This is a genomic window from Aquitalea sp. FG25 (assembly GCF_057809375.1).
Genome location: NZ_JBMDJV010000036.1, coordinates 1 through 23,730, shown reverse-complemented (window position 1 = coordinate 23,730; position 23,730 = coordinate 1). Strand labels below are relative to the sequence as shown.

Below are 23,730 nucleotides of genomic sequence, written 5' to 3'. Positions count from 1 at the left end.
CTTTCATGTAGCCCAGGGGGCTTGCCCGGTGCTGGAATCAACGACAGGTAAACAGCTGCTGGGTGTTGCTGACAAAGTCCTCGCGCCTGCCCAGCTTGCGCGTCATGGTGGAAACACGGCCAACGCCACCGCCCGCCTCGGTCTCGCCAAACCGCAGCTCGACCACATCACCCTTGCTGATCTGGCTGCCCTCTGGGACGTGAAACAGCCACATCGGCTGGTAGTAGTATTCGCCAAACATGTCGCGCAGCGCACAAGTCCCTACCCCCACCCGGCCAGCAGCAAACTCGGCATCGGAAAACTGCTGGTGCCTTGCCCGCTCGGCGCGGGAATAATCCAGCGTCCATGCCTGTACCGCCATGCCGATTTCCACCGCCTGGGGTAGGCCATCCGCACCAAAGCGGCATTCCAGCTCACGGAACACCGTACCGCCAGCCCGATAGCTATGCAGATAAAACGCCAGGGTGGAAGCATCGCTGAGAGTGGATTGGTACAAAAAAAGCTTGTCGCTCAGTAGTGGGTCAGCATGCTTGCCAATGCGCACGTAATCCTTCTCCTGCGCCGCGCCGCGTTCGGGCAGCAAGGCCAGCCGCTGCCACTGCCGGTAACCCCCAAACGCAGTGGCATCCGGAATCACACAGCGTACCGGCACCAGCCGTCCGGTACGGATTTCACGGTCAAACTGATCCAGCCAGGGCTCCAGCGGGGAAAACTGGTGCAACGCAGTACGTTGCAGCGGCACTTCGCTTACCAACACCCGCCCCAGGCTACCCTCGCCGGGCGTCAGCTGGCAGCCCGCCAGCAACAACGCCACACCGGTCAGTACCAGGCACTGCAGCAGCCTCATTACATTCTCCCGGATTGGCCGCTGGCACAGCGTCTTTAGCGCAGGCGGCGCTGTGGTTCGGCGGCATGAATGTAAAGAGTATAGGTATCCGCCGGGCGCTGTGCCCCGGCCTGCTCCAGCGCATGACCGATAGCACCGCGATGATACGTACCGTGATTGATGATGTGGAACAGGATTTCCTCCCGGCTCATGCTGCCTGCCTGTCCATCGGCAAAGACGAAACGGATGATTTCGTCACAGCTGGCAGGTGCCAGCGCGGCGGCATAGTCAGCAAACCAGGTGTCCGATGCCAGGAGGCGACTTTCCAGTTGCTCCAGCGCCGGCAATTGCGCGGTATTGGTGGCGGCGTGTGGCGCTGGTAACCCCAGCAGCCGGGCGCGAAACAGCTCTTCCACAATAAGCATGTGATTGAATTGCTGACAGACAAAGGCAAATGCCTGTGGCTGGCCCAGCGCATCCAGCGTGCGCGCGGCCTGTAGCGTGCGCTGATCAGCCCATTGCTTGTAATCGAAAGCCTGCTTAAGCATGGTGTCATCCAGTCATCGTAGAGGCTACATCATGCCATCATGCCAGGTAGGGTAGGTAAAAAAGCCCGGCGTGCCGGGCTTGAGGTTTGGCTGATACGCGGCTTACAAGCGATAACGCCCTTGCGCACTGGTTATCACCGCCACGGCGGCAGCCAGATAGCCAAGCTGTTGTGTATAAAAGAAAATACCCTGCCCGGACAAAACCGGAACAGGGTATTGCTTGAGCTGGCACCCAGGCTGAATCAGGACAGGGCCTCAATCCGGGAAACCCCGCCATCCGGCAAATGATGTACCACCATGATCTGCTTGTCCTTACCGGCCTGCAGCACCTCCAGTGGAATACCAAGCTGGTCGGCCACATCCTGCGGCCTGGTATCGCCACGGCTCTTGCGCCGGTCCACACCCTTGTATTTGTAGTAGCTGGACATGGCCCACACAATCAGCGTCAGCCCCAGAAAAACACCAATCAGGGTGTAGATCCCCAGGGTGGTCAGCTCGCCGACACGGCCGGCAGTATCAAACAGCACACCGGTCTGCACCACGTTCCAGCACCAATACAAGGCTGGCAGCCACAAATAAAACCAGGCCAGCCAACCCAGCGTGGTTAGCAACCACGAGATGAAACGCTGCGGCGGCGTCAGCAGGTGCGGTGCTTCGATAATCAGTTTGTCTGCGCTACTTTCCATGTTGCACTCCCCGATCGGGACTGGTCCAACGGGCCCGTTTCCCTTTCTTTCTAATGATGGCTTGCGGAAAGGCGTAAACCGAGGTCACCACATTGAGCAACCAGTACGCCAGCGGATACCAGATCATCCAGTAGTAATTCCTGCCCAGGCCCTTGTCGTACTGACTGTCGATCGCCTTGCTCACGGCAAACTGTATCAGGCAGGTATAGCCCAGCAACAGTCCGTACCAGCCCGGCAGGAAGGGGCTGGAGATGGTTTGCAGCAGGTTGGGCAGTGCCAGGGAGGCCAGCCAGTAGCAAATGACAAAAGCCATGCTGTAGGACCACACCACGCTCAGGAAATACTCCATGTAGATGGGCCACATATAGCGGTGACGCCAGCTGGTAAACACCCAGGCATTGCGCATCAGCGCCTGGGTGCCGCCCTTGGCCCAGCGCACCCGCTGCTTGAACAGGCCCTGGATGGTTTCCGGCATCAGGATCCATACCAGCGCATGTGGCTCAAAACGTACCGCCCAGTGCTTGTGCTGCAGCTTCCAGCTGATATCGATATCTTCCGTCAGCATGTCCTCGCTCCACATGCCGGCTTCAATCACGGCCGACTTGCGGAAGGCGGTAATCACGCCCGATACCGTAAACAGCCGACCATACGAACGTTGCGCACGCTTGATCAGGCCGATGATGGCGGTGAATTCGCCCACCTGTAGCCGTCCCAGCAGCGTGGTACGGTTGCGGATGCGCGGGTTGCCGGTAACGGCAGCTACGCGTGGCGAGTTGATGAAGTGGCGCAGCAGCCATTTGGCCGAGTACGGGTCCAGCACCGCGTCGCCATCGATGCACAGCAGGTATTCATTACGCGAAAAGGCCAGCGCAGTGTTCAGCCCCACCGCCTTGCCCTGGTTGGGTGACTGGTGGATCACCCGCAAGCGCGGGTTGCTTGCCGCCAGTTCGTTCAGGATGCTGCCGGTGTCGTCGGTGCTGCCGTCGTTGACCGCAATCACTTCAAAATCCGGGTAATCCAGCGCCAGGGCAGCACCGATGGTTTCCCGGGCATTCTGCCCCTCGTTGTAGCAGGGGATGATGACCGACACCGGCGGGTAATTGAGCGCTGGCGGCTGGGATACCGGCGGGTCCTTGCGTTCGTAATGCCAGTAGTAAAACACTGCACCCTGCATCCACAACCAGGCCATGAACAGCGGGTAGTAGAAGGCGAAGGCCAGAATCACTGCAATCAGCGTGTTCATCATGGTCTCCTGTTATTCTGCCGGATTGGACTTCATGGAGAACACCCGCTTGATGACCGACAGCTTGGGCTGATCCTTGAACTGGTCATCAGGGTAGTAGGCAAAGTGACGTGCACCTTGCTCGTGCAGGGTATTCACCACATCGACCAATTCTTCGGTCGGCACCGGCTGGTTTGTTCTCCAGTTGGTGGCCTGCAGTTCAAACACGGTCTTGTCCAGCGCACCCGGAATATCCTTGACGTCGTTCAGCAGCGCCTGCATCCATTTTTTGGGCTGATCGGCCTTTTCCATATAGGGCATGGCCATGACGGCAACGAAGTCGTAGTTTTGCAGGCCGCTGGCGTAGGACTGGGCAAACCAGGTTTCCGAGGCGTGGTCCAGTACCACCGGCGCGTAGTAGTTACGGGCAACTTTCAAGGCGGGTTCGTAAATTTTCACAATGCCCGCCAACTCCAGGCTGAAGTCATCCAGCCGCTTGATCTTTTCGCTGGTCCAGCGTGCCAGCATGGCCGGGTCCTTGCGGGCTTCAGCCGGATTCAGCGGCAGGCCTTGCTGCTGATACCAGGCCTGGGCGTCGGCACTGACGTCTTCATCGTCGGACAGGGTGGCATCATCGTGGAACAGCAGGCCATGGAAGTGAGCGCCACGAGCCAGGTCTTCGTAGATGCCACGGATGGTAGCACGGGCCTCTGCCGAGTAGGGTGACAGGCGACGATAGCCTTTCACCTGGGCCGGGGAGCCGTCACGCGAGGCCGCCAGCACCAGCTTGTTGGCAACCGGGTTGCTGTCCGGCAGCTTGAACGCCAGCAAGGGCATCCAGGCGTATACCTTCACATCGCAGCGGGTATCCAGCGACCAGGCCACACGGTTGAACAGGTCAGCCCGCATCGGCATGTAACGGTTGGGGAAATACAGCGCCTCGGCTTCGCCAGTTCCCTTGGGATCGGCAAACGCTTGCAGATACACCGTGCTCACGCCCATTGCCTTCACCCGGTCCAGCAGGGCGTCGATGTTTTTGTCCTGTTGAACGGGATTGGGGTCGTAGATGTAGTCCAGGTCCACATGCATGATGCGGCTGGATTCCGGCCTTACTCCATCCGGAAATTTTTCCAGCTGGTGAAACTGAAAGGCCAGTTCCGGAATCTTGGTGCGCGCATCCATCAGCACGCGACGCATGGCTTCCAGCGGGGTTTTGCCGGTATTGATGCCATCGTCCAGGCTCATGGTGATGGGCATGCCCAAATCAGCTGCCAGCTTGGTTACCCGGAAGTTGTAAGCACCATAGGGCCACACCATCACGCGTGGCCGCTGGCCCAGTTTTTCCGCCAGATAGTCGCTGTTCTTTTTCATGTCGGCGGCGGCACGCACCAGATAGGCATCGTAGCTTTCGTACTTGCCCTGGTTCCAGCCGGGGCTGGTGTAGGCCGGTTCGGTACCACCCTGCGGATTGGCAGTAATGCCTTTGTGCATGGCAAAGGAATGGCTGGCGATTTCAATCAGCCCGCTGGCCTTCATTTCCTTGATTTCATCCCAGCTAAGAAAACGGCTGCGCGGCACCCAGATATCACCATATAGCACTTCCTGGTCGTCACGCGGGGACAGCCAGGAACCCACCAGCGCCACCACCGCCGGGGCCTTGAACTGCTTGAGGATGGGGAAAACCTTGCTGTACATGCTTTGGTAGCCATCATCAAAGCTCAGCAGCACGGCCTTTTCCGGCAGCGGACGGCTACCGTTGCGATCGGCCAGGATGTCGTCCACGCTGACAAAGTGGTAACCCTGCCCTTTCATCCAGGCCAATTGCTTGGACAGCAGCTGCACATCCACCGCATACGGGTCGGACAGCGACAGGGCGTCTTCAGCCACTTCGTGGTAGCACAGGATGATCAGTTTCGAGTTGGCGGAGCTGGCCTGGACATGCAGCGACAGCAACATGCCCAACACCAGCAGCAGAATGCGGATCAGGTTTTTCATTTCATTTTCCAGTCCAGGAAGAGATAGATACGGTTGCTGCCATCGGATACCCCGTCATACGGGTGCATGGACCGTGAGAAGCCGTAACGGATCTCCCCTCCCTTTTTGAAATCCCATACTTGTTCGATTGTGTAGGCCCAGGTGTTCTTGCTGCCGAAGGCCGTTTCGTAATAGCGCCCGCCGCTGATGCCGATACGCTGGTGGAAGCTGTTGTCGTAGTAGCGCCATAGCGTGATGTCGTTCATCAGGGTGAGGTTGACGTCCAGGTCACGGTGCGGGCTGTAGTAGTTGGCAGTGTCCAGCACGTCGTTATGGTTGGTGCTGGCTTCCAGAATGCCGTTGAGCTGATAGATCGGCCCCTTGATCAGGGCTTGGTTCAGCGTCAGTGCAAAGCCCTGGCGACGGTTGGTGTCGGTGAAATCCATCTGCGAGGCTTCAAACTCCACCGTGGTGAGGTCATCACGCTTGTATTCCACCTTGCCCAGCAGCAGGTTGGCGTAGACACCGCTCTGGCGTGCTTCCAGTGGTGTGGCCATGCTGTTTTTCTCGTAGCGCAGGCCCAGCATCCAGTTGTCGTTTACCGTCCAGTCGAAACCGGCAAAGCCGCCTTGCATGGCGTGGCCATCCAGCTGGCTGAAACCGCCGATTTCACCGGTGCCGTACTGGCTGCGGTATTGCAAGCCCAGCCCGGCGGTTTCGAAACGCACCTTGTCTGTCCCCACACCAGTGGTGGAGGTAAAGTCGGCAGTCTGGAACTGATGCTGGGCAAATACGCGCAGATTGTTGTAGGTGGCGCTGTACAGCCGGGTCTGGCTGTCATAGGCATTGTGCATGCTGGTACCCTGGTTGCTACCCAGGTCATGTCCGGCATCCACCACCAGTTCCGGCCCCATCAGTGCGCGGTACTGCTCTTGCTGCTCGCTCAGCTTGAGCCGGTTTTCCGCCGAATCCACCGGCATGGTTTCCAGTTCATCCAGCAGCGTGCGGGCCTGCTTGAAATCCTGCCGCGCCAGGTCCGCCTCCACCTGGCCTACCATCACGTCCCAGTTTTTCTCCGGGCCGTCATCCACCGCCAGCCGCTTGAGCATGGCCTTGGTGGTGGTGGGCGATTCCAGCAGCAGGGCAATCTGCGACATGCCGATGCGGGTTTCCGAGGCAAACGGTGCCTGGTCCAGCAAGCTGTCCATCCGTGCCTGTGCGCCTTTCACATCACCCAGAAACGCGGTGATCATGGCCTGGTGATAGGACAGCGACATGTAGTCGGGATTGAAGCGGCGGTTGCCGGTAAGCGGGTCGGCCATGGTACGCGGGGTGGCGTTCTTGGCATCGGCAATGGTCTTGCTGGCAGCCTTGTACTTGCCGGATTCCAGCTGGGCATAGGCCAGGCCGATCTGCCATTCCACCTTGGGGTCATCATGTCTTGCGCGTGACAGTGCCGCCTGGAACTGGGTGGCGGCCTTTTCCGGCTGCTTGAGCACCAGATAGGAGGCGGCCACCGCGCCATAGCCATTGGCGGTGTACGGCAGTTGCGGGTTCTGCTCAAACAGCCGGACAACCTCTTCCGACCGGCCCCGTTGCTGCAACAGCTGCAGGCGGATATCGATGGTACGGGCCTGCATGGCCGGCGTATGGCCTGGGGTATTCAGCCAACGGGCATTCTGCTCCAGCGCCTTGTCCAGCATCTGCTGCATCTCGCGGATTTCATCCAGATCTGCCCGGACTTTGGCCCACTCGATTGCCTGCTGGCCTTGCTGCTGGTCCAGCGACCATGCCGGGTCCTGTCCTGGCAAGGCCGGACGCGACAGCAGACTGCGTTGTGTGTCTATCATCTCCAGCGTGGCCAGCACGCTGCGGTATTGGGCATTGAGCACCGGATCGTCGGCATACTGTGGCTGCCAGTGACTCAGATAAACCAGTGCCTGGGCATACGCCCCCTCGCGCCGCAGGCTGTCGGCATGGGCACGCACCTCGGCCAGCTCCGGGCTGACCGCAGCCACTTCACTGCTGTCCACCATGCTGTCGGCATCGGTAGCATCAATGGCATAGTACTGGTCAATCCACTGCTTTATCTGCTCACGCTGGGCCTGGCTGCCTTGCGCCTCTGTCGCCTGCTGCAGCACCGCCAGCGTCTTGCGCGTAAGCAAAGAAGGGTTCTTGCCCGCGATTTCCAGCGCACTGTTCAGGTGCTGCTTCTGGCTGAGCAAGACCACATAGTTATTAAAGAACGATGCAGCAGGAATCAGCCGCTTATAGGTTTCGGTGGTGAACTCGCCGGCACCGCTCAGTTCGATCGTGGAAACCTTGAGAATCTTGTCGCGGTCTTGCTCGCTCAGCCGGGCCGCAGCCTTGTCGTCCAGCGCCGGCAGACCCAGCCGGGTCAGCACATCCAGCTTCAGGCGTTCAAGCACCGGGTCGCCTGCGTAGCGCTGCAGATTGTCCTGGATATAATCCAGCGTACGCGCATGATCGCCGTGCAGCATCAGCACATAGGCGCGTGCCCGCGTCAGCTCCAGCGCATCTTCCCGCGAGATGGGATTGGTCTGATTGAGGATATCCAGCGCACGGGTGATTTCCCCTGCCTCGGCCGTGCTCATGGCCTGCTGGATGCTGACGCTGATATCGCCACCACGTTCCCGCGCCAGGCCAAACAGGCGGCTGGCATTGCCAAATTCCTTGCGCCCACGCAAGTTGGCCGCCAGCAGGCGCAGGGTATCGGCATGCAGCTGATCCTCCCGCCCCTGGCTGACCTGAACGGCCTTGGTGTATTGCTGATCCCAACACAGCAAGGTGATGTAGTCATTGAGCAAGGACTCGTTCAGCGGTCCCCGAGCGGCTTCACTCTCCAGCATGTGCAACGCAGGCCGGGTATTGCCCTGTCTTGCCTCAAGGATGGCCGCATCATAGGCTTTACTCTTCCAGAGCGGCGCAGCCTCCCCCGAGGCAGCCAGCGCGCCAAAGGCCATACTGATGGCCAGGACTAGTTTTCGCATAGCGGTTTCAGTCTGATTTCAATTTGAAAGACGGAATGAAATCCGGTGCTGGCCCTGCCATGGCTAACCCCGAAAGTCACAAAACGCTGTCAGACAGCATTACAACAGGCTGTCTTATTGCTGCAGCCTGCTCCTCACCTGGTACTTTCCCGACCACACACACGCAAGCCGCCCTGCCCGGGAAAGACATGCGCATAAGTCGTAAAACCCCAAACGATGATTCAGAAAATCCATGTCAGCACACGCGGTATTGACAGCGTGCCTGCACAGAAATGGTGCTATTTAAATCATGGAACAACCATGATTATTCATAGAGCTGGGACAGGGGCCGATCAAAACGGACCGACCGCTATTATTAAAATCATATTTACCGACAAGCGAAGCGCATGCATATGACCATGGGCTGGTCAGTAGGAAATTTCCTAGATTCTAGAGTGAGAATATAGCAAAAGCATGACAATTTGCTGATTTTTTCAATATTTTGTTAATACTATAAAAAGCAGTTGTTTTTACCTGAGCATTTGAAAGCAAAAATTTAAAATGTTACGGAATAAAACTGAATGTAATGGACAGCAGCAGCTGCATAAATAGTCTTTTCAGTTAGACATAGTCTTTATGGATTAACCCAATACCACTTTTACCACGGTCGTTTTATCTTGCAGGTTTCTGCAATAAATACCCCTATTAAAAAAATAAATATAAAATAGGACGTGCAATTTATTCAATCCCGATAAAATGCAGCAAAAATAGCAGCCAGCCCGGCCATCACGGGCCCATCCGGCCGAGAAAAAAACGCCGCCCCGCTCCGCTGCGGCATAAAATGGCAGCCAGATGCTGGTCTGTTGCGTAGCCCGCACAACCGGCCCCTTGCCGCAGCATTGATAAGCCGGATCTTCCCCTTGCTCCACAGGAAATTTCAGCCATGCCAGCCCACCACCACGCCCTGAATGCGCCAGTCAGCCTGCCGGACGACAGTATTGCCGCTGCAGGCCAGGAGCTGGCCGAAGCCGCCTGGATAGACGTGATTCAGCGCATGGACGAGGTATATAGCGAACTGGTGTCCTCGCAGGAAACACTGGAAACCAAGCACCGCGAGCTGGCCGAAGCCCATCACTTTACCGAAGGCGTACTGGCCGCCATGACCGATGTGCTGGTGGTATGCGATACCGTGGGCAAGGTGCGCCAGGTCAACCGCGCCATGCTGCAGCTCACTGGCCACCTGGAAAGCGAACTGGTCGGGCGCGAGCTGGCCGAACTGGTGGAAGACAGCCAGGCCCGCAGCCAGATCGCCACCCTGCTGGCTGCCGGACGCAGCGATGTGCAGGATGTGGAAATATCCCTACCCCGCCAGCAGGGCGAGCCGGTACCGGTTACCTGGAATGTCAGCCCGCTGTATGACGGTGAAGGACGCTATAGCGGCTTTGTGGCCGTGGGACGACCGGTGGGCGAACTCAAGCGTGCCTATGCCCAGCTGCAGGCGGCGCATCAGGCACTGAAATCTGCCCAGGCCCAGTTGGTACAAGCCGAGAAAATGGCCTCGCTGGGGCGGCTGGTGGCGGGCGTGGCACACGAGCTGAACAACCCCATCAGCTTTGTGCTGGGCAATGCCCATGCCATGCAACGCTATGCCGGCAAGCTCACCCGTTATCTAAACGCCATTCATGCCCATGACGTGAGCCCGGAGAATCAGGCGCTGCGCATCGAGCTGAAAATCGACCGCCTGCTGGCCGACCTGCCCTCACTCAGCGCTGGCCTGATGGAAGGGGCCGAGCGTAGCGGCCATATCGTGGATGCACTGAAGCGCTTTTCTGCGGTAGAAGAAAACACCCGGCAACGGGTGGACTTGGCCGACCTCACCCAACGCGCCCTGCACTGGGTCAGCCGTGCTGCGCCGTTCCGGGTGGAAGCCGTCTGCAGCGGCATGGAGACACCGGCCTGGGTCAGCGGATCGGCCAATCAGTTGCAGCAAGTACTGGTTAACCTGATTCAAAATGCCTTCGATGCCATTGAAAAAACCGCCAGCCCCCGTCTACAGCTGGAAATCAGCCATACCCCAGGGCAGGTCAGCCTGGCCGTGCACGATAATGGCACCGGCATCAGCGAAGAAGCCTTGCCACTGATCTTCGACCCCTTCTTCACCACCAAGCCCATCGGCAAGGGCACTGGCCTGGGCTTGTCCATCAGCTATGGCATTGTCGAACGCCACGGCGGCATGCTCAGCGCCGATAATCACCCGGCGGGCGGGGCCTGCTTCACCCTGAGCCTGCCCGCTTTCAGCAACTGAGCACGCCACACGCAAAAACGGCGCTCCCGCAGGAACGCCGTTTGTTTTGCTTGCTGTCAGCGAGTCAGGCTCAGACGCGCTCGCCCCACAGGTCGTGCTCGCTGCAGTCCACAATGTCCACCTCGACAAACTGACCAGCCTCAAGACCGGTCGCATCTTCGACAAACACCAGACCGTCGATTTCCGGCGCATCGGCATAGCTGCGGCAGATGGCAGTGCCTTCGTCGTCAATTTCATCCACCAGCACAGTCAGGCGCTGGCCGATACGGGCTTCCAGCTTGCGGGCGCTGATTTCAGCCTGCACTTCCATGAAGCGCTCCTTGCGCGCTTCTTTGACGTCTTCCGGCACCTGATCCGGCAAATCGTTGGCGGTAGCACCTTCGACTGCGGAGTAGGTGAAACAGCCCACGCGGTCCAGCTGGGCTTCACGCAGGAAGTCCAGCAGCTCTTCGAAGTCTGCTTCGGTTTCGCCGGGGAAGCCGACGATAAAGGTGGAGCGGATCACCAACTGCGGGCAGATCTCACGCCATTTCTTGATGCGCGCCAGCACATTGTCGCTATTGGCCGGGCGCTTCATCAGCTTCAGCACTTTCTGGCTGGCATGCTGGAAGGGGATATCCAGATAAGGCAGGATCTTGCCGTCGCGCATCAGCGGAATCACTTCATCCACGTGCGGGTAGGGGTAAACATAATGCAGGCGCACCCAGATGCCGTGCTTGCCCAGCTCTTCGCACAGCTCGGTCATGCGGGTCTTCACCGGGCGGCCATCATGAAAGCCCAGCTTGTATTTGACATCCACGCCATAGGCCGAGGTGTCCTGCGAAATCACCAGCAATTCCTTCACCCCGGCACGGGCCAGGTTGGCCGCTTCGCGCAGTACATCATGTACCGGACGGCTTTCCAGATCGCCACGCATGGACGGGATGATGCAGAAGGTACAGCGGTGATTACAGCCTTCGGAAATCTTCAGGTAGGCGTAATGCTTGGGCGTCAGGCGAATGCCGATATCCGGCACCAGATCAACAAAGGGGTCGTGCGGCTTGGGCAGGTAGTTATGTACTGCATCCATCACTTCATCCGTAGCATGCGGGCCGGTCACGGCCAGCACGGACGGGTGGGCGTTCTGTACCACACCATCTTTGGCACCCAGACAGCCGGTAACAATCACCTTGCCGTTTTCGTTCAGCGCTTCGCCAATGGCATCCAGCGATTCGGTCACCGCCGAATCAATGAAACCACAGGTGTTGACCACCACCAGATCGGCTCCGTCGTAAGAGGAGGAAATTTCATAACCCTCCGCACGCAGGCGGGTAAGAATGTGTTCGGAATCGCTCTGGGCCTTGGGGCAGCCGAGGGAAACCATACCGATACGAGGAGCTTTGGACATGTGGCGTAGTGCAAAAAATGAAAAACGCCAGATTATACAGCCATTTGATAGCGGATACTTGCCCGTAGCAGGGTAAAACTGCGCGGGGCCGCTGCCTGGCAAATGATGGCAGCAAGCACCCAAGCTGCACGCACCCCGCTGCTGATTGCACGCTGGCCGCCACACCTGTTACCAGACGTGGCGGCCAGCATGACCTAGCGCTCAGGCCAGTTGCAGGCGCACGTCGATATTGTTGCGCGTGGCATTGGAATATGGGCAGACAATATGTGCCTTGTCCACCAGAGCTTGCGCCTGGGCGGCATCCAGGCCGGGGATGCTGATCTGCAACGCCACTTCGATGCCAAAGCCAGTGGGAATCGGGCCGATGCCCACCGTAGCACTGACTGTGGTGGTGGCAGGCAAAGCCACCTTGTCCTGCATGGCCACATATTTCAGCGCCCCCAGAAAGCAGGCCGAGTAACCGGCGGCAAACAGTTGCTCCGGATTAGTACCGGGGCCACCGGCACCACCCAGTTCACGCGGCGTGGACAGCTGCACCTTCAGCACGCCATCAGACGATTCGGCACTGCCTTCACGACCACCGGTGGCAGTGGCATTGGCGCGGTAGAGGACTTTTTCAATGGACATGGTGGATTCCTTGTATTGCATGAGTGTGGGGTTGAAGCCGTTTGGCAGAAACGACTTTACCGCGCCAACCAATACGATATGCTACAAAAAGTATTGATAAATTGATCAGGAGTAGCAAAGTGCCGGATACCTGTACTGATAGGCTGGATGCGCTGCTGCATCACTTTCCGGTGCGTGCGCGCCTGTTCCACTCCGGCAGCCTGTGCGGGGTGACACGCTTTGACGCTCCGGAGAACGGCGGACAGCTACATCTGGTGCAGCACGGCGAGCTGACCGTTGAACACCCCGGCCAGGCTACGCTGCATATTGGCGAACCCAGCCTGCTGTTCTACCCACGCCCGCTGGCACGCCGCTTTATCAGCGATCCGCAAGCCGGAGCCACCCTGGCCTGCGCCCAGTTGCAATTCGACGGCGGTGCTGACAACCCGCTGGCTGGCGCGCTGCCGGATGTGGTCTGCGTACCACTGAAGGATATTCCCGGTACCGAAGCCATTCTGGACCTGCTGTTTGCCGAAGCCTTCCACCACTACTGTGGCCGCCAGGCCCTGCTGGATCGTCTGTTCGAAGCGGTATTCATCCAGCTGCTGCGCTATTTGATGGAAACAGGCGCCATTCGCGGCGGCATGCTGGCGGGCATGTCCCATCCCAAGCTGCGTCGGGCCCTGGTTGCCATGCATGAACAACCGCAACAAGACTGGACACTGGATGCGCTGGCTGCAGTTTGCGGCATGTCACGCAGCGTATTTGCCAATAGCTTTCGCAATACGCTGGGCTGCACAGCGGGCGTATACCTGCAAGGCTGGCGCATCAGCCTGGCCCAGCAAATGTTACGCAAGGGACAACAGTTAAAGCTGATTGCCGACCGGGTGGGTTATGGCAGCGAGGCCGCGCTGTCACGTGCCTTCAAGGCACACAGCGGCCAGACGCCACGGACCTGGAAACTGGCACAGGAAAACCCGGCCATGACAACAGACACCCTTGCAGAACATGCAAAGCAAGTTACGTGAGAAAAAATTAACCTTTACGTTTATAAGTTTCAATTTAACTCACCTATTGTTTGCTGCATGCTGTGCACATCAACCATGGCACCAGGAGCCACCATGTCTGCACCGCATTCTGTCTTCACCCCCAGCGATCTGAAACTTGATGCGCAATGGATGCCGTTCACTGCCAATCGCGCTTTCCAGCAAGACCCGCGCATCATCGTGGGGGCGGAGGGCAACTACTTTATCGACGACAAGGGCCGCCGTATTTTTGACAGCCTGTCCGGCCTGTGGACCTGTGGTGCCGGGCATAACCGCAAGGAAATCCAGGAAGCCGTGTCACGCCAGCTGGGTACGCTGGACTACGCACCGGGCTTTCAGTACGGCCACCCGCTGGCCTTCCGTCTGGCAGAAGAAATCGCCAACATCATGCCCGCAGGCCTGGACCACGTGCTGTTTACCGGCTCCGGCTCGGAGTGCGCCGACACCGCCATCAAGATGGCCAAGGCTTACTGGCGCCTGAAGGGCCAGCCGAGCAAAACCCGCTTTATCGGCCGCGCCCGTGGCTATCACGGTGTGAACATCGGCGGTACCGCGCTGGGTGGCATTGGTGGCAACCGCAAGCTGTACGGCCAACTGATGGATGCCGACCACCTGCCGCACACCCTGCAACCGGGCATGGCCTTTACCCGTGGCATGGCCGAAACCGGCGGTGTGGAACTGGCCAATGAGCTGCTGAAACTGATCGAACTGCACGACGCGTCCAATATCGCTGCGGTCATCGTGGAGCCCATGTCCGGCTCGGCTGGCGTCATCGTGCCGCCGCAAGGCTATCTGCAGCGCCTGCGTGAAATCTGCAGCCAGAACAACATTCTGCTGATTTTTGACGAAGTGATTACCGCCTATGGCCGTATGGGCAAGTGGACCGGTGCCGACTACTTTGGCGTTACCCCGGACATCATGAACACCGCCAAGCAGATCACCAACGGCGCGGTACCGCTGGGTGCAGTGATTGCCTCGAAGGAAATCTACAGCACCTTCATGCAGCAAAACCTGCCGCAACATGCCATCGAGTTCACCCATGGCTACACCTATTCCGGTCACCCGGTGGCTTGCGCCGCCGGCCTGGCCACACTGGAACTGCTTAAGCGCGACCAATTGATCGAACAATCGCTGGCGCTGGCCCCGGTATTTGAGGACAAGCTGCATGCGCTCAAGGGCAGCAAGCATGTGGTGGACATCCGCAACTGCGGCCTGGCCGGTGCCATCCAGCTGGCTGCGCGCGACGGTGATGCCGCCATCCGCCCCTACGAAACCGGCCTCAAGCTGTGGCAGGCAGGCTTCTACGTACGCTTTGGCGGCGACACCCTGCAGTTCGGGCCCAGCTTCAATACCACCCCGGCCCAGCTGGATACGCTGTTTGCCGCCGTAGGTGATGTGCTGAACGGCCTGGCCTGATCTCCAACATTCAAACCAATACCGCGCAATCAAAGAGAGAATTCAACGTGAGCACCATCGCCCATCTGATCAACGGTGAGCTTGTCCAGCAAGCAGGCCGCAGCACCCCCGTCTTCAACCCCTCGCTGGGCAAGCCGGTACGCGAAGTGGCCCTGGCCGACCAGGACATCATCCGCGCCGCCATCGACAGTGCCAAGGCCGCCTTCCCGGCCTGGCGCAAAACCCCGCCAGCCAAGCGCGCCCAGGTGATGTTCCGCTTCAAGCAACTGCTGGAAGCCAACCGCGACAAGATTGCCCAGCTGATCAGCGAAGAACACGGCAAGACGCTGGAAGACGCGGTGGGCGAACTGCAACGCGGCATCGAAAACGTGGAATACGCCTGCGGCGTGCCAGAACTGCTCAAGGGCGAATACAACCGCAATGTCGGCCCCAATATCGACAGCTGGAGCGACTTCCAGCCGCTGGGCGTGGTGGCGGGCATCACCCCGTTCAACTTCCCGGCCATGGTGCCGCTGTGGATGTACCCGCTGGCCATTGCCTGCGGCAACTGCTTCATCCTGAAGCCGTCCGAGCGCGACCCCAGCTCCACCCTGCTGATTGCCCAGCTGTTGTACGAAGCCGGTCTGCCCAAGGGCGTGCTGAATGTCATCAACGGTGACAAGCAGGCAGTGGACGGCCTGATCGAAGCCCCGGAAGTGAAAGCCATCAGCTTTGTCGGCTCTACGCCGATTGCCGAATACATCTATACCGAAGCCAACAAGCGCGGCAAACGCGTACAAGCACTGGGCGGGGCCAAGAACCACGCCGTGGTGCTGCCGGATGCCGATCTGGACAACACCGTCAACGCATTGATGGGCGCGGCTTATGGTTCCTGCGGCGAGCGCTGCATGGCCATTTCCGTGGTGGTAACCGTGGGCGACCAGGTGGCCGACAAGCTGGTGGAAAAGCTCAAGCCCAAGATTGCCGAACTGAAAATCGGCGTAGGCACTAGTTGCGGCCTGGACATGGGCCCGCTGGTAACCGGCGCGGCACGCGACAAGGTGGTGGGCTATATCAACAGCGGCGTAGAGCAAGGCGCAACGCTGGTGGTGGATGGCCGTGGCTTGACCGTAACCGGCTGCGAGGAAGGCTTCTTCGTTGGCGGTACGCTGTTCGACCACGTCAAGCCCGGCATGAAGGTTTATGAAGAAGAAATCTTCGGCCCGGTGCTGTGCATCGTGCGGGTGAACAGCCTGGAAGACGCCATGCAGCTGATCAACGACCACGAATACGGCAACGGCACCTGCCTGTTCACCCGTGATGGCGAAGCGGCACGCCTGTTCTGCGACGAAATCGAAGTGGGCATGGTGGGCGTCAACGTACCGCTGCCGGTACCGGTGGCCTACCACAGCTTTGGCGGCTGGAAGCGTTCGCTGTTTGGCGACCTGCACGCCTACGGCCCGGATGGCGTGCGCTTCTACACCAAGCGCAAGACCATCACCCAGCGCTGGCCGCAACGCGCCAGCCACGAAGCTTCGCAGTTCGCCTTCCCCAGCCTGTAACGGCCGCATAGCAGACTGAAACCACACAGCCCCTGCCCACACCACGTGGACAGGGGCTGTTGTCATTCAGGCCCGGCAAACAGCGGTTACGGGCAATCCGGGCGATCCGAAGAACCCGTGGCGACCGGACGCTGCAATTGGCACATCCGCCGATGCAGAAGAGTGAAATCCTCCACCGGCCCCATGCCTAGCTGTACCAGGGCAATCATTGCCTGCCCTTCACGCTGCGCCTTGGCAGCCGCAGTTTCACCCGTCTTCGCTTCGGGCCATACCACCCAGGTGGCAGCCAAGGATTCATCAATACGGACCACGGCCTGAAACAGTGGGTTTCCCTTGCTCGAAGATGCGAGCGGGCACAGTATTATTGCCTGACCATCGCCCGGTAAATCCGGCAGTGACTGCCCGGCAGGCAGGCAGTCTGCATTCCAGACGCTTGTGCGCACCTCTGGCGCAAGCGGCCATGCCAGCAGGCTAAATTCATTGCTTGGCAGCGCCTGTATCAGCGCCGGCGCGGCATTGTTACACAGTGCGCGCGACCATCGCCGCCGCAACTGGCGACAAAACGCCTGCGACTGGGGAATGTACTCTTCCCAGCCATAGTGCTTGATAAGGATGCGCAACTGTGGCACATCCAGCGCGGCAGCAGGTGTACTGGCATCGCGCATGCGCTGCCGCGCAAGCTCTGCGCTGACAGCGTCTGCCGACCCCGTCCCCAGGGAAAAGTGCTGCCCCCCGGCACCTGGATTTCTCACGGCAATGCGTGGCAGCACCAAGGGGTGGTCGGCCACACGCACATGCACATCCTGCGCCAGTTCGGCCAGTTGCTCTTCCGTCAAATCGCTGGGGCCGCCACAGCCCGTGAGCAGCAGGAATGCAGGCACAAAAAAACCCGCACGCGAGCGGGTTGTGAAGGGCGCCGACATCAGGACTTGTCGGTATCGTCCTTGCCTGGTGGCACGTAACCAGGAAAAGTAAAGCCGCTGAACAGTTGCTTGGTTTGCTCCTGCATGCGGTTCTGCATTTCCAGGAACATGCCGGTACTCTGCTCCATATAGCTGGACATCACGTTCTGGATGGCCGGACCTTGCAGCTTCATGAACTCACCCCACATGGTGGAGTTGAACACCGCCTTGTCACCGTAAATGGAACGGGTCTGCTCCTGCAACTTCTGCTGCATCTGACCAAACAGCTGCAGGTTCTTTTCCAGGAAGGGGCCCATCATGCCTTGCATGGCCTGACCATAGAAACGGATGAACTGGGTCAGCACCTCGTAACTAAACATGGGCATGCCGCCATTTTCCTCCTCCAGGATGATCTGCAGCAGCACGCTGCGGGTGATGTCATCCTGCGTCTTGGCGTCGACAACCTGGATATCCACGTTTTCGAGCACCAGCTGCTTTACGTCTCCCAAAGTGATGTAGGAACTGGTCGCCGTATCGTACAGGCGACGGTTCGGGTACTTCTTGATGACCCTTTTTTCAACACTCATGTAACACTCCCGGATTATTGTCGTTGGTGTTGTGCACCCGCAATTTATCATAAATACAACAAGCTAGAGCAAAACTTCTATGCCCTTTACGCGGTGCATGCTACATTCCACCTTCATTGTGCAGTGCAATATAAAAATAGATACAATCAATACAGAGCTTGTCGGTCATTTCCACGAAATCTAATGATGAGGGTTAAAAACATGTTCAATACCAACGATCAACTGAGCAAGATCTCCCTGTCCGGCTTTGAAGCTGCCCTGCGTGTAGCCCAGATCTCCCTGGACAGCGCCGAACGTCTGGTCAAGCTGAATCTGGAAGCTTCCAAGCAAACCCTGGAAGAAAACGTGAAGGTTGCCAAGGCTCTGGCCGGCGCTACCGACGCACAAGAAGCCCTGAACCAGTTCAACCAGTTGACCAGCCAGTCGGTTGACAAGGCCGTAGCCAACTCCCGCAACGTATACGAAATCGTTTCCGCTGCTCAGACCGAACTGTCCAAGCTGGCTGAAGAAAACCTCGGTAGCTTCAACAAAAACCTGATCACCGCTTTGGAAGGTGCTGCCAAAAATGCTCCGGCAGGTTCCGACAATGCGCTGAATGCCGTCAAGACCTCGCTGGCTGCTGCTGCAGCCGCCGTCAATAGCTTCAGCAAGGCTGCCCAGCAAGTTGCTGAATTTACCGACAGCAGCATCAAGGCAGCCAGCAGCGCAACTGCGGATGCCGTCAAGACCGCCACCAAGCGCGCCTAAGCACGTTCAGGCTAAGTCAAAACCCCGCCATGGCGGGGTTTTTTGTTTTCCTGATGCACGCCAGCCACTGCAGGTTTACAATCCCGTTTTTGAGTTCCCGCAAAGACCACAGGTTCAACGCATGAAAATCAGCAGCAACTTTGACGCAGGCAGTATCGACATCGTTTCCATGGAGAGTTTCGACGACATCCAGCTGCGGATTCCGCGTGACAATGCCTCTGACTTTGCCCAATGGTTTTATTTCCGCCTGCAGGGCGCGGCCTACCAGGCTTGTACGCTGCGCTTCCTGAATGCGGGTGAGTGCGCCTACCCGGAAGGCTGGACCAACTACCAGCTTATGGCCTCCTACGACCGCATCAACTGGTTCCGCGTACCGACACAGTACGATGGCCAGGTGATGACCGTAGAACACGTCCCGCTGGCCAACAGCGTGTACTACGCCTACTTCGAACCCTACTCGCACGAACAGCACCTGAACCTGCTGGGCCAGGCACAAGGATCCGGCCTGTGCCAGATTCACGACCTGGGCTTTACCGTGCAGGGTCGTGACATCAATCTGCTCACCATCGGCCACGAGGTGGAGTCCGACCTGAAAATCTGGGTGACTGCCCGCCAGCACCCGGGTGAAACCATGGCCGAATGGTTTGTCGAAGGCTTCCTCAACCGCTTGCTGGATCCGCTGGATGCCACCTCGCGCGCCCTGCTGGACAAGGCCACCTTCTACGTGGTGCCCAATATGAACCCGGATGGTTCCATCCTGGGCAATCTGCGCACCAATGCAGCCGGGGCTAATCTCAACCGCGAATGGCTGGAACCAAGCGCCGACACCAGCCCGGAAGTACTGCTGGTGCGCAACAAGATGCAGGAAACCGGGGTGGACCTGTTTCTGGACATCCATGGCGACGAATCGCTGCCTTATGTCTTTGTCGCCGGCACCGAGGGCGTGCCTTCCTACACTGACGCCATCCGCCAGTTGGAAGACAAGTTCAAGCACTACCTGATGGTGTCCAACCCGGACTTCCAGGACGAAGTTGGCTACGAAAAAGATGCTCCGGGCAGTGCCAACCTGAGCCTGGCCACCAACTGGGTGGGCGAAAACTTCAAATGCCTGGCTTTTACCCTGGAAATGCCGTTCAAGGACAATGCCAACCTGCCAGACGACGACTACGGCTGGAACGGCCAGCGCAGCCTGCGCATGGGGGAAGCCATGCTGACTCCGATCTACGCCGTGATCAACGAATTGCGCTGAAGCGCAGCCCGTCCTGACGCAAAAAAGCCGGAGCGAGTCTCCGGCTTTTTGATTGGGGTGCTGCAAGACAGGCATTACATGACCACTGGCAGCTTCTCCAGCGCCTTCACCAGCTCGATCTCGGCCAGACACCAGTCACTTCCCTTTTCCAGCACCTTGCCCAGTGCAATCTGAAAATGCTTGCTGCGTGCCGTCATATAGTACTGTTTGCCCAATGTATATACAGAAATCGGCATGATCAGGGCGTTGATACGACGCCCTCCCCTGTCAAACGGTACAAACAGGGAAATATGCCCTGACAGCCAAACCATGTCCGGCGGCAAGCTCGGATCAATCAGCTTGATATCCACCGGGCGGATGGATGCGGCCACCGGGCGGCTGGACAGCGTTTCCAGGCCCAGGTAAATGCGCTCGCGCTGACTGGCCCGCTTAACCCGGCGAATCAGGCCCAGGCTCCAGTTATTACTGTCCACATCACGATAACCTACCAGCCTGCCCAGGCTCACCCACTCATTTCCAAGCGAATCCAGGGTAACGCCCAAGCCAGTCTGGCTGACATTTTCCACCGACCAATGCAAAAATTCGTCACGCGTATGCACAACGGGCTGCGGCATATCAGTAGACAGATTCAGTGGTGCCAGGGCCAGCGTGCTGCGGTCACGCTTGCGGCTGGTGACAAAGCCATAAATGCGGATATTGGCGGCATCATCAAAGCTGTCGGTATCGGCTTGCCGCGTCTGCACCATACTGGCCTCATCCGGCTGGCGAATCAGCCGATGCAGGGTTGACAGGCGGTGTGCCACCTCGAGATTACGGTTGGTTACGGCCATACGCTCAGCACGTTCAAAACGCACCGGCCTGGCAGCCCACTCACGACACAGCATGCGTAACAAGCCGGCATCGATACCTGGCTCTACCAGCGGCTTCAGTTCGGGTGGCAAGCGCCCACCCTCCATCACCGTGGCCCAGCCATGAATGATTTCCACCATGTCTGCGGTGGACCAGAACCGGGCAGCATCACTGATAAAGCCAGCATGGGCACGTGCCGCCGGCATTGCCTCGGTCAAGGTCACAGCAAAGCTGGCCTCTTCCGAATACTGCGGCTGCAGCGACATGCGGTTGGAAACCAGGCAAAGAATCTGATAGGAGAAATTGAATTGGCGCAGGCTGAGGTTGCCACTGCTCAACAGCGACAGCATCAACATGATCAGATACTGGTCCTGCACCGTCGTCCCCGGGCTTTCCTCCCCAAACAGGAAAACCGGTGTGGAGTCGATGCGCATTTGCTCGGCAAAACGGTAGAGCTGATTAACATTCAGCCAGAACACATCATCCGGACTGAAATGCCGCAGATACTGCCAGCGGGCAAATTCGCCAAAATAATGCATCATGCGCACCAGAACCAGCGGCAGCATAGCCCGCAGTCGCTCCTCGTGCTGCATATCGGTATCAACAGACAGTGCACGCTGGTAAAACTCAAGAAACTGTTTACCAAAAGACAGGATTTGCGACCGCAGCTGACCTTCCAGCACTTTAGGCATGCGTGTGTTCATGAAGTACTGTGAACACAGGTTTTCATGCAAGGGCTGTATTTCCAGATTCAACGTCAGCACGGCATCTAGCAGATCAGCCGTTACATGCGGGGAAAGCGCATTCACCTCTGCCAACATCTCGGTAATTCTCTCATGCGCAGCCGCACCATATTCCTGCTTTAGCGTATCGGCATAAGCCTTGGCGGCGGCTGCATTGGCCAAAGGATCTGACTTGTTCTTTGAGCCTCGGGAGAAAAAGTCCAACATGTCGTAACTTTCAGTCGGTCATGGTGACAGGGAGCATTGATGGAGCAGCGGGTGCAGCATTTATTCTTATCAGTATTTATACAAGCAGGCAAATCAGCAAGAAGAACTTGCGTACAAAAACAAAAAGCGCCCATGCAGGCGCTTTTTTCAGGCACTTGGTAGGCCATGTTACATCAGATGGCCAGATCTTCAAGCGTTTTGCCAGCGTTCAGCAGCTCCTGAACCCATACCGGCTTGCGGCCACGGCCAGTCCAAGTCAGTTCGGCATTTTCCGGGTGACGATACTTGGCTTCCACCGGCTTGCGAACCGCGCCGCCCACCTTGCCCAGTACCTCTTCCACGCTCAAGCCATAAGCCTTGGCCAGTTCGATGATCTGCTTTTTGGCCTTGGTTTTTTCTTCGGATTCACGACGCTTGATTTCGTTTTCAACGTCGCTTTTCAGTGCAACCAGCTCGGTAAAGCTCAGAGTGCTAATATCCATTTTTCCGCCCTTATTATTCAGTTTGACAACAACAGTTTCAATTTAGCCAAAAGGCAGTCCATTCGTCAAGACAAAACAGTTAAAATTCTGTAAGCAAACCAAATGCTTATTCATCCTGAGTAACATAAGGCAAAGTCAGACACGTCAGTTGATTGAGATATTCCGCTTCCAGGTAAATACCTTTCTCCCAACATGCGGATTGTACAACCACCAGCGTTTCGTATTCGCCCTCAGCAACGGGGCAAATGGCAGCAACCATTCCAATGGATTGTTCAGGGACTTCAGGACTGAATAACTTACTACCCACAGTGGCGCAAGAAGACAGGCGGGCCTTGAATAAGCGCCGTTTCAACTTACCGAGATATTGGGTGCGCGCCACAATTTCCTGCCCTGGGTAGCAACCCTTTTTAAAGCTGACCGCACCAATCAATTCCATATTTGCCATCTGGGGAACAAATTGCTCCTGCGTTGCCTGCACCACCCAGGCAATGCCCGCATCTATATCGCGGATACTCCACGCCATGGATGACACTGCAGTTGCCGTTTCAGCAAGCAGTACCGGCAACAACGCTGAGCTTTCTTCTAGCTGAAGCAGATAACCACCTTCTGGCAAGGCGATGGCTGTTTCAGTCGCCCCCTGCAACACAGTCAAGGCAACCGGTGCTGCTGCTGCAAAGTATTGCTCAATCCGGGCCTGTACTTGCACGCCACGCACACCGGCAATACTGGTTTGCGCCGCATCCACCACATTCACTTTCACCTTGGAGCGCATCACAAACATGGCCAGACGCTTGGCCACCGCCTGGCAGATATCCGACGCGACAATCAGGTAATAAACCGACTGCTGCCTCCAGACAAGAAAACTGGCCAGCATGCGCCCTTTGGCCGTGGAATAAGTACTGAACCGCGCCACACCATCAGTAACATCCCGAATATCGCCTGACAATTGGCCCTGCAGAAAAGTTTCGGCATCTTCGCCTTCTACCCGGATAATGCTGAAACTATCCAGCATTGCCAGTGCATTTCCATCACGCACTGCCGCAACCTGCTGGAAAATATCCGGAAACGCCAGCCGGTTATCCGCACCGACATAACCCTGATTTTTTTCTACCCACGCCTGCCATGTCTTGTTCATGTTGCTACACCTGTGATTAGCACACCAAATTAGTCAAGAATTTTACTTTTTCCCATCAATTTCTACCAGCACGTTAGCGACAGACACTGCCATGCCGCCGCGATATTCTTTTCCTGTCATGCACTTAGTCACACTTGGATATCAAGGCAAAGAAAAAGCTGCCAAAATCACAGCCAAAGCGTTGACAGGCCTGATTCCCGTCGGTATAGTTCGCACTCTCTTGGATGTTCCCTGATAGCTCAGTTGGTAGAGCGACGGACTGTTAATCCGCAGGTCGCAGGT

At 57.8% G+C, this 23,730-nt stretch carries 19 protein-coding genes; 6 read left to right on the top strand and 13 right to left on the bottom strand.

All coding sequences use genetic code 11. The features are described from left to right. Positions 1 to 37: 37 nt before the first annotated feature. The 6 genes from ACODR9_RS22405 to ACODR9_RS22380 form a co-directional block, all read right to left on the bottom strand. Positions 38 to 847: a hypothetical protein gene (locus tag ACODR9_RS22405; RefSeq protein ID WP_488812538.1), complete on the bottom strand. Its 810-nt coding sequence runs from the start codon at positions 845 to 847 to the stop codon at positions 38 to 40. A 35-nt stretch (positions 848 to 882) separates the two neighbouring features. Further along, positions 883 to 1,374, bottom strand: a complete 492-nt coding sequence (locus ACODR9_RS22400; protein ID WP_488812536.1) for a DinB family protein — start codon at positions 1,372 to 1,374, stop codon at positions 883 to 885. A 242-nt stretch (positions 1,375 to 1,616) separates the two neighbouring features. After that, positions 1,617 to 2,060, bottom strand: a complete 444-nt coding sequence (gene pgaD, locus ACODR9_RS22395; RefSeq protein WP_488812534.1) for a poly-beta-1,6-N-acetyl-D-glucosamine biosynthesis protein PgaD — start codon at positions 2,058 to 2,060, stop codon at positions 1,617 to 1,619. After that, positions 2,050 to 3,303, bottom strand: coding sequence for a poly-beta-1,6-N-acetyl-D-glucosamine synthase (gene pgaC, locus ACODR9_RS22390; protein WP_488812532.1), 1,254 nt, complete (start codon positions 3,301 to 3,303; stop codon positions 2,050 to 2,052). The genes pgaD and pgaC overlap by 11 nt, the downstream gene beginning before the upstream one ends. A gap of 12 nt (positions 3,304 to 3,315) precedes the next feature. After that, on the bottom strand, positions 3,316 to 5,277 hold the full coding sequence (gene pgaB / locus ACODR9_RS22385) for a poly-beta-1,6-N-acetyl-D-glucosamine N-deacetylase PgaB (protein ID WP_488812530.1): 1,962 nt from the start codon (positions 5,275 to 5,277) through the stop codon (positions 3,316 to 3,318). Continuing rightward, entirely contained in the window at positions 5,274 to 8,267 is a 2,994-nt protein-coding gene (locus tag ACODR9_RS22380; protein WP_488812528.1) for a PgaA family protein, read from the bottom strand. Before ACODR9_RS22380 ends, pgaB begins: the two co-directional genes overlap by 4 nt. A 922-nt stretch (positions 8,268 to 9,189) precedes the next feature. On the opposite strand from ACODR9_RS22380, the gene ACODR9_RS22375 reads away from it, so the two are divergent. Beyond that, positions 9,190 to 10,551: a sensor histidine kinase gene (locus tag ACODR9_RS22375; protein ID WP_488812526.1), complete on the top strand. Its 1,362-nt coding sequence runs from the start codon at positions 9,190 to 9,192 to the stop codon at positions 10,549 to 10,551. 70 nt (positions 10,552 to 10,621) lie between these two features. On the opposite strand, the gene rimO is transcribed toward ACODR9_RS22375, so the two are convergent. Then, complete coding sequence (rimO, locus tag ACODR9_RS22370) at positions 10,622 to 11,938, bottom strand: 30S ribosomal protein S12 methylthiotransferase RimO (protein WP_488812524.1); 1,317 nt, start codon at positions 11,936 to 11,938, stop codon at positions 10,622 to 10,624. A 201-nt stretch (positions 11,939 to 12,139) separates the two neighbouring features. Then, a complete protein-coding gene (locus ACODR9_RS22365) occupies positions 12,140 to 12,565 on the bottom strand; it encodes an organic hydroperoxide resistance protein (RefSeq protein ID WP_488812522.1) in 426 nt (141 codons plus the stop codon). 119 nt (positions 12,566 to 12,684) lie between these two features. Here ACODR9_RS22365 and ACODR9_RS22360 point away from each other — a divergent pair, with 119 nt between their 5' ends. The 3 genes from ACODR9_RS22360 to ACODR9_RS22350 all read left to right on the top strand — a co-directional run bounded on the left by ACODR9_RS22360 (position 12,685) and on the right by ACODR9_RS22350 (position 16,547). Further along, positions 12,685 to 13,572, top strand: coding sequence for a cupin domain-containing protein (locus ACODR9_RS22360; RefSeq protein WP_488812520.1), 888 nt, complete (start codon positions 12,685 to 12,687; stop codon positions 13,570 to 13,572). Positions 13,573 to 13,665: 93 nt separating this feature from the next. Beyond that, positions 13,666 to 15,006: an omega-aminotransferase AptA gene (gene aptA, locus ACODR9_RS22355; protein WP_488812518.1), complete on the top strand. Its 1,341-nt coding sequence runs from the start codon at positions 13,666 to 13,668 to the stop codon at positions 15,004 to 15,006. Positions 15,007 to 15,053: 47 nt separating this feature from the next. Then, a complete protein-coding gene (locus tag ACODR9_RS22350) occupies positions 15,054 to 16,547 on the top strand; it encodes a CoA-acylating methylmalonate-semialdehyde dehydrogenase (RefSeq protein ID WP_488812516.1) in 1,494 nt (497 codons plus the stop codon). A gap of 86 nt (positions 16,548 to 16,633) precedes the next feature. Here the strand turns inward: ACODR9_RS22350 and ACODR9_RS22345 are convergent, their stop codons facing one another. Together ACODR9_RS22345 and phaR are read right to left on the bottom strand one after the other, a co-directional pair. Next, entirely contained in the window at positions 16,634 to 17,428 is a 795-nt protein-coding gene (locus ACODR9_RS22345) for a hypothetical protein (protein ID WP_488812514.1), read from the bottom strand. Positions 17,429 to 17,469: 41 nt separating this feature from the next. Further along, positions 17,470 to 18,036, bottom strand: a complete 567-nt coding sequence (gene phaR / locus ACODR9_RS22340; RefSeq protein ID WP_488812512.1) for a polyhydroxyalkanoate synthesis repressor PhaR — start codon at positions 18,034 to 18,036, stop codon at positions 17,470 to 17,472. 201 nt (positions 18,037 to 18,237) lie between these two features. Here phaR and ACODR9_RS22335 point away from each other — a divergent pair, with 201 nt between their 5' ends. Both ACODR9_RS22335 and ACODR9_RS22330 read left to right on the top strand, forming a co-directional pair. Then, positions 18,238 to 18,783, top strand: coding sequence for a phasin family protein (locus tag ACODR9_RS22335; protein ID WP_089086160.1), 546 nt, complete (start codon positions 18,238 to 18,240; stop codon positions 18,781 to 18,783). A 121-nt stretch (positions 18,784 to 18,904) separates the two neighbouring features. Then, a complete protein-coding gene (locus ACODR9_RS22330; RefSeq protein ID WP_488812510.1) occupies positions 18,905 to 20,032 on the top strand; it encodes a M14 family metallopeptidase in 1,128 nt (375 codons plus the stop codon). 74 nt (positions 20,033 to 20,106) lie between these two features. Here the strand turns inward: ACODR9_RS22330 and ACODR9_RS22325 are convergent, their stop codons facing one another. The 3 genes from ACODR9_RS22325 to ygfZ all read right to left on the bottom strand — a co-directional run bounded on the left by ACODR9_RS22325 (position 20,107) and on the right by ygfZ (position 23,448). Beyond that, complete coding sequence (locus ACODR9_RS22325; RefSeq protein ID WP_488812508.1) at positions 20,107 to 21,831, bottom strand: hypothetical protein; 1,725 nt, start codon at positions 21,829 to 21,831, stop codon at positions 20,107 to 20,109. Between the two features lie 173 nt (positions 21,832 to 22,004). Beyond that, on the bottom strand, positions 22,005 to 22,313 hold the full coding sequence (locus tag ACODR9_RS22320; protein ID WP_488812506.1) for an H-NS histone family protein: 309 nt from the start codon (positions 22,311 to 22,313) through the stop codon (positions 22,005 to 22,007). 106 nt (positions 22,314 to 22,419) lie between these two features. Further along, entirely contained in the window at positions 22,420 to 23,448 is a 1,029-nt protein-coding gene (gene ygfZ / locus ACODR9_RS22315; RefSeq protein ID WP_488812504.1) for a CAF17-like 4Fe-4S cluster assembly/insertion protein YgfZ, read from the bottom strand. Positions 23,449 to 23,730 lie beyond the last annotated feature (282 nt).

Excerpts from the sequence above, each read along its gene's own strand:
- ACODR9_RS22405 (WP_488812538.1), bottom strand. The coding sequence starts at position 847 with ATGAGGCTGCTGCAGTGCCTGGTACTGACCGGTGTGGCGTTGTTGCTG.
- ACODR9_RS22400 (WP_488812536.1), bottom strand. The coding sequence starts at position 1,374 with ATGCTTAAGCAGGCTTTCGATTACAAGCAATGGGCTGATCAGCGCACG.
- pgaD (WP_488812534.1), bottom strand. The coding sequence starts at position 2,060 with ATGGAAAGTAGCGCAGACAAACTGATTATCGAAGCACCGCACCTGCTG.
- pgaC (WP_488812532.1), bottom strand. The coding sequence starts at position 3,303 with ATGAACACGCTGATTGCAGTGATTCTGGCCTTCGCCTTCTACTACCCG.
- pgaB (WP_488812530.1), bottom strand. The coding sequence starts at position 5,277 with ATGAAAAACCTGATCCGCATTCTGCTGCTGGTGTTGGGCATGTTGCTG.
- ACODR9_RS22380 (WP_488812528.1), bottom strand. The coding sequence starts at position 8,267 with ATGCGAAAACTAGTCCTGGCCATCAGTATGGCCTTTGGCGCGCTGGCT.
- ACODR9_RS22375 (WP_488812526.1), top strand. The coding sequence starts at position 9,190 with ATGCCAGCCCACCACCACGCCCTGAATGCGCCAGTCAGCCTGCCGGAC.
- rimO (WP_488812524.1), bottom strand. The coding sequence starts at position 11,938 with ATGTCCAAAGCTCCTCGTATCGGTATGGTTTCCCTCGGCTGCCCCAAG.
- ACODR9_RS22365 (WP_488812522.1), bottom strand. The coding sequence starts at position 12,565 with ATGTCCATTGAAAAAGTCCTCTACCGCGCCAATGCCACTGCCACCGGT.
- aptA (WP_488812518.1), top strand. The coding sequence starts at position 13,666 with ATGTCTGCACCGCATTCTGTCTTCACCCCCAGCGATCTGAAACTTGAT.
- phaR (WP_488812512.1), bottom strand. The coding sequence starts at position 18,036 with ATGAGTGTTGAAAAAAGGGTCATCAAGAAGTACCCGAACCGTCGCCTG.
- ACODR9_RS22335 (WP_089086160.1), top strand. The coding sequence starts at position 18,238 with ATGTTCAATACCAACGATCAACTGAGCAAGATCTCCCTGTCCGGCTTT.
- ACODR9_RS22330 (WP_488812510.1), top strand. The coding sequence starts at position 18,905 with ATGAAAATCAGCAGCAACTTTGACGCAGGCAGTATCGACATCGTTTCC.
- ACODR9_RS22325 (WP_488812508.1), bottom strand. The coding sequence starts at position 21,831 with ATGTTGGACTTTTTCTCCCGAGGCTCAAAGAACAAGTCAGATCCTTTG.
- ACODR9_RS22320 (WP_488812506.1), bottom strand. The coding sequence starts at position 22,313 with ATGGATATTAGCACTCTGAGCTTTACCGAGCTGGTTGCACTGAAAAGC.
- ygfZ (WP_488812504.1), bottom strand. The coding sequence starts at position 23,448 with ATGAACAAGACATGGCAGGCGTGGGTAGAAAAAAATCAGGGTTATGTC.